The organism is Endozoicomonas sp., assembly GCF_051008435.1.
Taxonomy (GTDB): domain Bacteria; phylum Pseudomonadota; class Gammaproteobacteria; order Pseudomonadales; family Endozoicomonadaceae; genus Endozoicomonas_A.
Genome location: NZ_JBPCXO010000228.1, coordinates 22102 through 33976, shown reverse-complemented (window position 1 = coordinate 33976; position 11875 = coordinate 22102). Strand labels below are relative to the sequence as shown.

Sequence of the window (11875 nt, the reverse complement as noted above, 5' to 3'; positions counted from 1 at the left end):
TCCGGTTTGAGACAGTTTTTATGATTATTTGAGGCGAATAGCGAGCTATTCAACGAAAAGAATCATAAAAAATGGCCAAATCAGGCTTTTTCGCAGTAGGTCAGTGGTAAGTCCGACAGGCTCCTAGCAGAGAAAAAGGCTGGGATTATTGTCCCCAGCCTTTCACTTATTAGAGAATCATGGCCGCAATCCAGCCAAAAATAATCATCGGAATGTTGTAGTGCAGAAAGGTAGGGATAACAGAATCCCTAATGTGGTCATGTTGACCATCTACATTCAGTCCTGCGGTAGGACCAATAGTCGATTCTGAAACCGGGGAGCCTGCATCACCCACGGCTCCTGCAGCACCCACAAGACAAGCGATTGCCAGCGGTGTAAAGCCAAGCTCCATACCCAATGGTACATAGAGGGTGGCAATGATCGGTACCGTTGAAAATGAAGAGCCTATTCCCATGGTGATCAGCAGCCCGACCAGCAACATGAGAATAGCGGCCAGCCCCTGGCTACCTCCGACAATAGTCTGTACCTGACTCACCAGTTCCGGAATATCGCCTGTCGATCGAAGCACTTCCGCAAAGCCTGCAGCCGAGATCATGATGAAGCCAAACACGGCCATCATTCGCAAACCTTCATTGAACACTTCGTCGGCTTCCCGCCAACAGACAACCCGTCCAACCACCATAGTAATAAAGCCCAGTGCAGCACCCAGTACCATCGATCCCGTCATCAACTGACTGATCAGCACAAGAACAATGGCAATCAGTGATGTAATGATGGCAGGCTTACTCAGTTGAACATCTTGTTCATGAATCAGAAGTGTCTCTTCTACCCGATACTTTCTCGGTTTTCTGTAGCTGAAAAAAACCGCTACCAGCAGGCCAAGGAACATACCAAAAACGGGAATAGCCATGGCTAACGGCATTTGACTCAGTTCAATATCCAGTCCATTCGCCTGAAGATTGCCACCAAGAATCTGATGCAGATAAACACTGCCAAACCCTATCGGTAAAAGCATGTAAGTGGCTGTGAGACCAAAAGTCAGAAGACAGGCCACCTGGCGACGATCAATCTCCATGGCACTGAACACTGACAGTAAAGGCGGGATCAATATAGGAATAAAGGCTATGTGGATCGGCACCAGATTCTGGGAAGAAAACGCCATAAGAACAATAGCCAGAAACAAACTGTACTTTAGCTTTAAATTACTGTGTGAGCTGCTGCTGTTCTTCACTTTTCGGATGATCTTGCCGGCCATCCATTCAGGTATACCTGAACGGGCAATAGCTACGGCAAAAGCCCCCAGCATGGCATAACTGATGGCAATACCAACTCCACCCCCCAAACCTCTGGAGAATGCTTCCAGAGTCTGAACAATGTCCAGTCCCCCTATCACTCCCCCGGCCATTGCCCCCACAAACAGAGCCAGAACCACATTGACGCGCAACAAACTCAACGCGAGCATGACGGCAACCGCCAGAATCACTGCGTTCATATAATTTCCAAATTATATTCTATCGTTTTAACCGCAAGTCAATTCAAACAATGGAACATGGACTATAGCGGTATAAAGAGATTGTAGTTAATAGCTTCATTGTTCCTGCCTATAGAGACAAAGCAGGCTAAGCAAGTATTAAAACAGAGAGGTATTCCTGAAAAAGGCGTCAGGAATCAATGATGAGAATGATGGTGGGGATGCAGAGGGGCAGCAGCAGTTTTAGAGAACACTGTCAGGGTGAGTTTACCCGTCAACGACAAAATCGATAGTCTTGATTGCATTTATACTGCTTCCTGATGGAATCAACTATGAGAACGAATGATTCTAACAAACCTTGTTGAAAAAGCGAGCGGGAGATTCTGCATCCATTCCACGATTTATACTGAAGGCGACTAAGATAATCAGCCATGGATTTAAAAAATGATTTCATTCCCTCTGGGGATGGAATGCTATTCACGGTAATATGCGGAGGCTTATCCTCTGTTTTTTTCAAATCTGTCATATTTCTGTAACACAGACATTTTAAGGTACGCTCAAGAATCTCTGCGACCAGTGCCATGTACCAACCAATAATAGAAGACAGCCCTGGTGTCGATTACAACACCCCGGCTCATAAACGTCATCAGTCACTTCGCTTTCTCAAAGATTACCTGACCCGTTGGGGTGTAGCTGTAGGTGGTCTCGGTGTTATTGCTGCCATTCTGCTGATTTTCATTTACCTTCTTTACGAAGTTGCACCTTTATTCAAAAGTGCAGAAATTGAACAAAGCAGTACCTGGACACAGACGATAACCGAGGAACAGCGCCCACTCTATCAAAGCATGGAAGAACAGGCCGAACTGGCTTTTTCCATCACCACTGACGGTGCCCTGACTTTTTCTTCCACCCGAACCGGAGAGCAGAAATTTCGCTATTCCCTGCCCCTTCCTACCGGCAGTTCTGTCACCACAATTACCAGCGACCCATCGGATGGAAACCTGCTGGCTGCTGGTCTGAGTAATGGCCAGGTCATTATTTTCAAGCATGCCTATCGGATTACCTGGCCTGATGATAAAAGACTCATCACACCCAAGGTTACCTATCCCTATGGTGAACAAGCGATTGATCTGGTCGCTGGCAACCAGCCTGTTTCACACCTGAGTATCAGTGACACTGAAGATCAGCTACTGCTGAGCGGTTTTGGTGATAAGCGGTTGTCCATGACCGCTTTTACCAAGGAAGAAGACTTTCTGACGGAAGAAGTCACTCTGGAAGAACAGAGTGTCGTCCTCCCTGAAGTGGATGGTCGCATTCGCAAAGTTCTGATTGCTCCGGACCAACACTGGCTTTACGTACAATCGGGCTCTGACAGTCTGACTCTGATCGATATCAGAAATATTAATCAACCTCACGTTATCTCAGAAACCGATCTGACCACCAGTTCAGCCAGAGTCACTAACATGACTTTCCTGCTAGGGGGGGCTTCCCTGCTGATAGGAGATGATACTGGCATGATCAGCCAGTGGTTTATGGTCAGGGATGAGAAAAACGATTGGTCCCTGCAAAGAATTCGTGAATTCGAACTGGCGGGTGAACCCATCACCCAGATTGTGCCTGAGCATCGCCGTAAGGGATTTCTGGCTGCCGATGACAAGGGCAATGTAGGCATTTTCTACACGACCGCCAACAGAACCTTGCTGACTGAGAAGCTGACCGATGGTCCTGTAGAACAGCTGGTCATTTCTCCCCGTAGCAATTACATACTGGTCAGCAACAATGGCACTACAGAGTTTTGGAGTGTTGATAATGAGCACCCGGAAGTGTCGATATCTGCGCTCTGGGGTGAGGTCTGGTATGAAGGCTATGAGCAGCCTGAATATATCTGGCAGTCATCCGCATCCAATAATGACTTTGAACCCAAACTGAGCTTGACTCCCCTGGCCTTCGGTACCCTCAAGGCTGCCTTTTACGCGATGCTGCTGGCTACGCCTCTGGCCATTGCTGGAGCAATCTATACGGCTTATTTCATGGCTCCTGTCATGCGTCGTAAGGTGAAGCCTGTCATTGAGTTAATGGAAGCCCTGCCTACCGTAATCCTGGGGTTCCTGGCGGGTCTCTGGCTGGCACCCTTGATTGAGAGCAGTCTAGCGGGGATTTTTGCGCTCCTGTTGATTGTTCCCATAGGTATACTGTTATTTGCTTTCACCTGGGACTCACTACCCAGCAGAATCCGCCACGCTATCCCTGAAGGCTGGCAAGCAGCGCTCTTGATCCCTGTTGTACTGATCAGTGGTGCCATTGCCATGAACCTCAACGGTACCATTGAAACCGTTCTTTTCAATGGCGATCTGAGATCCTGGCTGACCTCTGAGCTGGGCATTCCCTATGACCAGCGTAATGCTCTGGTTGTGGGTCTGGCTATGGGCTTCGCGGTTATTCCAACCATTTTCTCTATTGCTGAAGATGCTATTTTCAGTGTACCCAAGCACCTGAGCTATGGCTCTCTCGCACTGGGCGCTACCCCTTGGCAGACACTGATGCGGGTTGTATTACTGACAGCCAGCCCGGGCATATTCTCTGCCGTGATGATTGGCATGGGCCGTGCCGTGGGTGAAACCATGATTGTACTGATGGCCACCGGTAATACGCCGATCATGGATGCCAATATTTTTGAGGGCATGAGAACCCTGGCGGCCAACATTGCCGTAGAAATGCCGGAATCAGAAGTAGGCAGCAGCCACTATCGAATTCTATTTCTTGCTGCACTGGTGTTGTTCCTCTTCACCTTTGTTGTTAACACCGCTGCCGAGATAGTTCGTCATCGACTGCGCAAGAAGTACAGTTCGCTTTAAGGAAGGAGCCAGAACATGAGTAATAAAATAAGTAACTGGTATAAAACTGGCTCTCCCTGGGTTTGGCTGAATGCCGGAGCGGTAGCCATCAGTGTCATCCTTGTTGTAGGTCTGCTGAGCTTGATTGCCGTCCGGGGTCTTGGACACTTCTGGCCAGGACAGATTCTTGTTGCAGACTATGCGCCTCCCGGCCAGGAAAGCAGACTGATCGCTGGAGAAATTTCAGATACCGAAACCGTCTCTGCCAGCCGTCTTGAAGCTGCGGGTTTATCCGTGCCGGAAGGTATGGAAACACTCACCCGAGATCTGCTTAAAGTCGGTAACAGGGATGTATCAGGTTCGGATTTTGCCTGGGTCATTGATCTTTGGCTGGAAGACCGTCGTTACCCAGAAAACATTGTGGCTCTGGAGCGACGTGAGTGGGGTAACTTCTACGGCTATCTGACCAGCATCAAACAGAATGGAAATATTGTGGCTGATGGCGATGCTGCCTGGCCCGAGTTCCAGAAAAGACTGGATAGAGCCCTGTCGATTTACAACGAAATCTACGCCATTGAAAAGCACGAAATAGGTTCCGTTAACTCCAAGCTGGAGCGCCTCCGACTCGAACAGAGGGGCCTTGAGCTTAATGACAAAGCAACCCCTCAAGCATTAGCCAGTATCGAAGCACAGCGTAAGGTATACCAAGCTGAATATAAGGTGATGGAAGCCAAGCTGGGTGATCTTTACGTTGCTTTCAACCGTGACAGTCTCATTGCCACCACCATCGAAGGTACAGAGATTGAACAGTCTTTTGGAAAAATCGTCCGGGCTTATAAGCCTAATGCCATGACACTGACCGAGAAGATATTCTTCTATCTCGATAAGGTGGGTGAGTTTATTACCGACGATCCCAGAGAGGCGAATACTGAAGGTGGTGTATTCCCAGCCATTTTCGGTACCGTCATGATGGTTATTCTCATGTCCATTATTGTGACCCCCTTTGGTGTCATCGCTGCAGTTTATCTCCGCGAATATGCCAATCAGGGCTGGTTAACCCGAACCATTCGTGTTGCAGTCAATAACCTGGCAGGTGTTCCTTCCATTGTTTACGGTGTGTTCGGTCTGGGTTTCTTTATTTACTTTGCCGGTAGCCAGATCGATCAGGTCTTCTTCCAGGAAGCACTGCCTGCACCGACCTTCGGTACTCCAGGATTGCTTTGGGCATCCATTACTCTGGCCTTATTAACACTGCCTGTTGTGATTGTTGCCACCGAAGAAGGTCTTTCACGAATTCCAAGATCGGTTCGCGAGGGCAGCCTGGCTCTGGGTGCTACCAAAGCAGAAACACTTTGGCGTGTGGTACTGCCCATGGCAAGTCCTGCCATGATGACGGGATTAATCCTGGCAGTCGCCCGTGCAGCCGGTGAGGTAGCCCCTCTGATGCTGGTAGGTGTAGTAAAACTGGCTCCCAGCTTGCCTCTGGATGGGAATTACCCATTCCTGCATCTGGATCAGAAATTCATGCATCTGGGCTTTCATATTTACGATGTGGGCTTCCAAAGCCCTAACGTAGAAGCAGCTCGACCTCTGGTTTATGCGACAGCGCTTCTACTGGTTGTCGTTATTGCTGTTCTGAACCTTTCAGCAGTAGCAATTCGCAACCATTTGCGTGAAAAATACAAAAGCCTTGAGGCTTAAGATTAATACGGTGCAGACCCAGGGAAACATAGCTGTAACAGCACTGATTCATGATTTATTCCATGACGGAGCAGACAGAATCAGCAGAAAAGACTCTATGGTCAATCAAGAAATGATCAAGAGTCATAAAAAAATGGTTTCCCTGAGTGTGCCAGGAAGGTTTAATTACGTATTAAAGGTAACATCATGCTGGATGAGGCACTGGACTTGAATACACCCACCCGGACAGAGAATGAGCAAGGGAGAGCAGCTCCCAAAGAGACCAGCTCAACACCTGCGTTTAATCTCGATAGTCTGGGACGCAGCCGCCGTAAGCTGAACCTGGAGCAGGAAGAAAACTGCCTGGGCATCAGGGACTTGAACCTGTTTTATGGAGAAAAGCAGGCGTTGCACGACATTTCCCTGATGATCCCCAAGCGCAGGGTCACCGCTTTCATTGGTCCATCAGGTTGTGGTAAATCGACTCTGTTGCGTAGCATGAACAGAATGAATGACCTGGTTGAAGACTGCCGCGTTGAAGGGGCCATTCAGCTGGACGACCAGAATATTTACCAGAAGGGAGTTAACGTCGCAGACCTTCGTCGCCGCGTTGGTATGGTATTTCAGAAGCCCAACCCCTTTCCAAAAAGTATTTATGAGAATGTTGCCTACGGACTGCGTATCCAGGGCATTAACAAGAAACGTGTTCTTGACGAAGTTGTAGAGTGGGCTCTGCGCAGTGCAGCCCTTTGGGATGAAGTGAAAGATCGTCTGCACGAAAGCGCTCTGGGAATGTCTGGGGGTCAGCAGCAGCGTCTGGTTATAGCCAGAACCATTGCTGTAGAACCTGAAGTTCTTCTACTGGACGAACCCGCTTCTGCCTTGGATCCTATTTCAACCCTGAAGATTGAAGAGCTGATTAACAAGCTCAAATCCAAGTTCACCATTGTCATTGTTACCCACAACATGCAACAGGCTGCTCGTGTTTCAGACTACACAGCATTTATGTATATGGGTAAGCTCATTGAATTCGGTGATACGGATACGCTGTTCACGAACCCACAACAAAAACAAACTGAAGATTATATAACCGGCCGATACGGCTGACGCACCTGGAAAACCCATGGATACCAAAAGCGAACTTCTTAGCCATCATATCTCCCAGCAATTTAACCATGAGCTGGAGAAATTACGAAACAACCTTCTCTCCATGGGGGGGCAGGTTGAAAAGCAGGTATCCGACGCTATTAATGCCCTGATCAGTGCAGATAGCGAAGGGGCTGTTGCGATTTGTGAAAAAGATAAGGATATCAACTTCATGGAACTGGCCATTGACGAGGAATGCTCACGCATTTTGGCAAGGCGTCAGCCTGCAGCCAGCGACCTGCGTCTGGTCATTTCCTGCTCCAAGGCCGCTACTGACCTGGAAAGGATTGGTGACGAAGCAGCAAAAATCGCCCGCTTTGCTATCAGTCTCAGTGAACAGGGAGAAGCGCCCAAGGGCTATATTGAGACCCGTCATATTGGTAACCACGTACGACAAATGGTTCAGGATGCATTGAACGCTTTTGCCCGGTTCGATGCAGATCTTGCTCTGGCTGTTGCCAAGGAAGATAAGGCTGTTGACCGTGAATACAAGAGTGCAACACGGGAACTGGTTACTTATATGATGGAGGATCCAAGGTCCATCACCCGGGTTCTGAATATCATGTGGGTATTGAGATCACTGGAACGGATTGGCGATCATGCCCGCAACCTGGCGGAATATGTCATCTATCTTGTGAAAGGTACCGATGTACGACACATTGGTATTAAAAGGATCCAGGAAGAAGTTTTTGATAAGGTTTGATTATTCAATTCTTAGCATGGCATTGAACACAGGCCTGAGTCTTTCCGGACTCGGGTCTTTCATATAAGCAAATTGTCGTGTAATTGCATCCGCCTGATCTGGTGCTACTTTTTCTGCCAGTAACCGGACCAATACAGGCGTCATAACAATGCACTCGTTGGCTGTGTGACTCAGATTATTGGTAAGGCTTAAATCTGTCTGCCTTACCTTAGGACTGAAATCTCTTTTGTAATAGGCCACCAGCTGAACAGAAAACAGATCCTGCATAGCTCCTGTTGTCCTGGAAAGTTCTCTGGCCAGCACTTTTGATACGCCTTTGTGCAAGGGAATCCTATCCAGAAGCTCTTCAAGTGTTTGTCCTATATCCTCAGTGCCAAACGCCTCACCTTTTCTTTCCAGACAAATCGTATGAACATGACGCATAACTTCTGATAGCTTATGAATACGTTGCCCAGCATCTCCAACACAAATAGCATGAATGCATTCCTGAAGCGCTTTCGTGGCCCTGGCTTCAACTTCTTCTATAGGTAGCTGAGTTACTGAAGCTTCTACCGTTTTTGGCTCTGACTGGATTTCAGGTTTTCCTTTTTCATCAAGCCGGACGCTGACATAAGGATTCGGTTTTGCTCGTTCACTTTTTCTGTCCAGGATATTTTTTTCAGGGCTGGGATGGGTAGATTTTTTTTTGCTACTGGATACTTTTGCTTCGCCTTTCCGCGTTTCTACCAGTTTGCCCTTGAAACTTGCCCAATCCTTTTTAATCCCTTCGACAGTAAAGTGATTACGAGCAAAAGTTTTTATGGCTCTGGTAACAGTACCCATTGAGACTCTCTCAGTCATTCTAAATGAAGCCTATTAAAAATGGCCTGACTTACAGGCAAAAGATCTTTTTCACTGCCAGAGACGTTATCAATTTGTTTTTGTAATGAGGCTTTTTCATCAGGAAGTAAACTATCGGTCATTTCATAATAAAGTTCTAAAGCACTATGCAAGAAATTACAGCCTCTAACTCCTAAGCAATTTATAGCGAGGGGTTGAGATTCAGCTTCACTGTCTGTTCTCGCAGCGACTTTAATAACATTAAGCTGTGCTGATGCACGAATAAACTTATATAAGAAGCCTGTTTCGCTTAATAACGTTTTGAGCTTTTCCTTACTCCCTTCTGCAACCTCAGCCTCATCAAAAAGATCGCGCATTGCATGGCCCATATCTTCTGGCCCAGGTTTTTTTCCTTTCGCTATAGACAGAGCTCTGAACACAGTGGTATCCAACTCCAGAAGGTTCTCCATTAATTCACCTGCCAAGATACCGGCCTCTTCAGAAGAAAGATTCTGAATACCCGTTCCTCTCTCTATTAGCTTGTCCAGAAAACTGCTCATCAGTGATCTTGCTCTCTGTTCATATCTTTCAAGGTGCCAGTTATGCAGCTTCACAGCCACACTCCAGGAAGACGCCTTTCTTTTATGAACCGACTTATTAAATGACAATTCGGAATTGGGCGAACCACCTACTTTATCTAAAGCAGTCGTCAGTGCTTCAAGCACATGAACCAGTTTTCCAAAAACAGCCCCATATAATCTTTCACAGTCATTTTTAAAACCAGAAAGGTTTAAATGACTAGCAACAAAAGATTTAACTCCTTCAAGACTCACAAAACACCTCCATGTCAAAAAAGCATCATATTGACTGTCGAGTACTATTAAAAACAATCAAGCGACAGTTATAAGACACCATTTGATTGCTTCCTTATTAATCATTTAAGACCACTAAACTGCGCTAGTCTTAATTTCAGAAACCTTTCTACAGAATAAGCAGTAACTCTGTATTTTTATTTTTTGTTTCAGTGGCAGGGATCATGAATTACAGTGAAGCTGCAGATGATGCAACAGATGAGTGGGGCATACCTGAGAGTGACCAACAGTCATTTGACCCTTTACTAGAATGCCTCAGTATTTTAACCAAGCATTATGGGAAACCTTTTTCTCATGACTCTCTTCGTGCCGGATTACCATTAGAGAATGGCAAGCTCACCGCAGATTTATTCTCCCGTGCAGCAGAAAGAGCAGGCCTTGCGTCTAAAACACACAAGAGAGAATTGAAAGATATTTCTCCTTTGGTCACTCCTACCGTTCTCTTTCTCAAGAAACGCAAAGCCTGCATTCTGATTGATATTGATCATGATGAAGGTAAGGCCCGTGTTATTCTTCCCGAAGCGGGCGAAGGCGTTAAACGCATCAATATTTCCGACCTGGAAGAACACTACACCGGATTTACTATCTATGTCCGGGAAAAACATCGTTATGATAAACGCGCTCCCACAACACTGAATATCCGATCCAGGCACTGGTTTTGGGGTACTATTCTGGGTTCCTGGAGAATTTATCGCGATGTTTTGCTGGCATCATTACTGATCAATATTTTTGTGGTTGCCAGCCCTTTGTTTGTTATGAATGTGTACGACAGAGTGGTTCCCAACCAGGCTTTCGATACCCTTTGGGTGTTGGCTGTCGGCGCTATTATTGTCTTCAGCTTTGACTTCATTTTGAAAATGATTCGAAGTTACTTTATTGATCTTGCCGGTAAAAAATCGGACATACTGCTATCGTCCAGAATCATGGAACGGGTACTGGGGCTGAGTATGTCAGCCAAGCCGGTTTCGGTTGGCTCTTTTGCCAAAAGTCTTCAGGAATTTGAAAGCATCCGGGAGTTTATCACTTCATCGACGATTATTGCCCTGGTTGACCTGCCTTTCACCCTGATCATCTTGACGGTGATCTTCATTCTGGGTGGACCACTGGCTTATATACCTCTGTTTTGTATGGCACTGATCGCGATATACAGTTATGCCATTCAAGGTCCTCTCAAGCGCTCCGTTGAAAAGACCCTGCGTTCCAACTCCCAGAAAAACGCCACTCTTATTGAAAGCCTGTCAGGTATGGAAGCCCTGAAGATTGCCCAGGCTGAAAGTGAGATTCAATATAAGTGGGAAAAAGCGGTTGGTCATATAGCCACCTGGAGTATCAAAACCAAATTACTGAGCTCCTCTGCATCTACCGTCAGCGCCTACATTCAACAAATGTGTAACATCGCTCTGGTGGCCTATGGTGTCTTTCTGATTTCCGGGGGCGATCTCAGTATGGGTGGTCTGATTGCAACCGTTATGTTGTCTGGTCGATGCCTTGCCCCCATGGCTCAGGTAGCGGGCCTTGCCACTCGCTACAATCAGGCTAAATCCGCTTTGGACGGACTTAACCAGATCATGGATATGCCGGTAGAGCGTCCTGCAGACCGTGACTATGTTCACCGTCCTGACCTGACCGGAAGCATCGAGTTTGACGGGGTTGATTTCACCTATCCGGGTCAGGAAATTCAGGCGCTCAGAAACATCAATTTGCAAATTAAACCAGGTGAAAAAGTAGCCATTATTGGTCGTATTGGCTCTGGTAAAACTACGATTGAAAAGCTGATTCTTGGTCTCTATGAACCTGATGAAGGCGCCATTCGGGTCGACGGCATTGACCTCAGGCAAATCAACCCTTCTGACCTGCGCAGCAGCATTGGCTGCGTTTCCCAGGACATCACTCTTTTTTACGGAAGTATTAAGGAAAACATCACATTTGGTGCCAGTTTCGTCGAAGATAGCGCCCTGCTAAGAGCCGCTGAGATATCCGGAGTTACCGAATTCGCCAACAAGCACCCTAATGGCTTGGATATGGTGGTGGGCGAGAGAGGCCAGAATCTCTCTGGAGGCCAGCGTCAAAGTATTGCTTTGGCCAGGGCTTTACTGATGGACCCTCCCATTCTGATTCTGGATGAGCCTTCCAGCTCTATGGATAACACCACAGAATTGAGAGTAAAAGAACAGCTTAAAAAGCAGTGTCACGATAAAACCATTGTTTTAGTGACTCATAAGGCTTCCATGCTGGAGCTGGTTGATCGCTTAATTGTGGTTGATAACGGCAAAATTGTTGCGGACGGGCCGAAGGATCAGGTCCACGCTGCCCTCAAACAGGGCAAACTCAAAATTGAATAACTAAACAG

At 47.0% G+C, this 11875-nt stretch carries 8 protein-coding genes; 5 read left to right on the top strand and 3 right to left on the bottom strand.

All coding sequences use genetic code 11. The annotated features are described in order from the left end of the window. Window positions 1-169: 169 nt before the first annotated feature. Window positions 170-1492 carry a Na+/H+ antiporter family protein gene (locus ACR2PX_RS11815; protein ID WP_433999558.1) on the bottom strand — a complete coding sequence of 441 codons (1323 nt, stop codon included), beginning with the start codon at window positions 1490-1492 and terminating at the stop codon, window positions 170-172. A 560-nt stretch (window positions 1493-2052) separates the two neighbouring features. On the opposite strand from ACR2PX_RS11815, the gene ACR2PX_RS11810 reads away from it, so the two are divergent. From ACR2PX_RS11810 to phoU, 4 genes are all read left to right on the top strand, one after another. Further along, a complete protein-coding gene (locus ACR2PX_RS11810; RefSeq protein WP_433999557.1) occupies window positions 2053-4326 on the top strand; it encodes an ABC transporter permease subunit in 2274 nt (757 codons plus the stop codon). Window positions 4327-4341: 15 nt separating this feature from the next. After that, window positions 4342-6006 carry a phosphate ABC transporter permease PstA gene (pstA, locus tag ACR2PX_RS11805; protein WP_433999556.1) on the top strand — a complete coding sequence of 555 codons (1665 nt, stop codon included), beginning with the start codon at window positions 4342-4344 and terminating at the stop codon, window positions 6004-6006. Window positions 6007-6192: 186 nt separating this feature from the next. Continuing rightward, window positions 6193-7092, top strand: a complete 900-nt coding sequence (pstB, locus tag ACR2PX_RS11800) for a phosphate ABC transporter ATP-binding protein PstB (RefSeq protein WP_433999555.1) — start codon at window positions 6193-6195, stop codon at window positions 7090-7092. 16 nt (window positions 7093-7108) lie between these two features. Next, the gene (gene phoU, locus ACR2PX_RS11795) at window positions 7109-7834 is read left to right on the top strand and encodes a phosphate signaling complex protein PhoU (protein ID WP_433999554.1); all 726 of its coding nucleotides are present in this window, start codon (window positions 7109-7111) and stop codon (window positions 7832-7834) included. Here phoU and ACR2PX_RS11790 read toward each other — a convergent pair whose 3' ends face one another. Together ACR2PX_RS11790 and ACR2PX_RS11785 are read right to left on the bottom strand one after the other, a co-directional pair. Beyond that, window positions 7835-8656, bottom strand: a complete 822-nt coding sequence (locus tag ACR2PX_RS11790; protein WP_433999553.1) for a hypothetical protein — start codon at window positions 8654-8656, stop codon at window positions 7835-7837. A 14-nt stretch (window positions 8657-8670) separates the two neighbouring features. After that, window positions 8671-9486, bottom strand: coding sequence for a hypothetical protein (locus ACR2PX_RS11785; protein WP_433999552.1), 816 nt, complete (start codon window positions 9484-9486; stop codon window positions 8671-8673). A 203-nt stretch (window positions 9487-9689) separates the two neighbouring features. Here ACR2PX_RS11785 and ACR2PX_RS11780 point away from each other — a divergent pair, with 203 nt between their 5' ends. Continuing rightward, the gene (locus ACR2PX_RS11780; RefSeq protein ID WP_433999551.1) at window positions 9690-11867 is read left to right on the top strand and encodes a type I secretion system permease/ATPase; all 2178 of its coding nucleotides are present in this window, start codon (window positions 9690-9692) and stop codon (window positions 11865-11867) included. Window positions 11868-11875: the final 8 nt, after the last annotated feature.

Coding starts and splice junctions, on each gene's coding strand:
- pstA (WP_433999556.1), top strand. CDS start 4,342: ATGAGTAATAAAATAAGTAACTGGTATAAAACTGGCTCTCCCTGGGTT.
- ACR2PX_RS11810 (WP_433999557.1), top strand. CDS start 2,053: ATGTACCAACCAATAATAGAAGACAGCCCTGGTGTCGATTACAACACC.
- ACR2PX_RS11790 (WP_433999553.1), bottom strand. CDS start 8,656: ATGGGTACTGTTACCAGAGCCATAAAAACTTTTGCTCGTAATCACTTT.
- ACR2PX_RS11780 (WP_433999551.1), top strand. CDS start 9,690: ATGAATTACAGTGAAGCTGCAGATGATGCAACAGATGAGTGGGGCATA.
- phoU (WP_433999554.1), top strand. CDS start 7,109: ATGGATACCAAAAGCGAACTTCTTAGCCATCATATCTCCCAGCAATTT.
- ACR2PX_RS11815 (WP_433999558.1), bottom strand. CDS start 1,492: ATGAACGCAGTGATTCTGGCGGTTGCCGTCATGCTCGCGTTGAGTTTG.
- pstB (WP_433999555.1), top strand. CDS start 6,193: ATGCTGGATGAGGCACTGGACTTGAATACACCCACCCGGACAGAGAAT.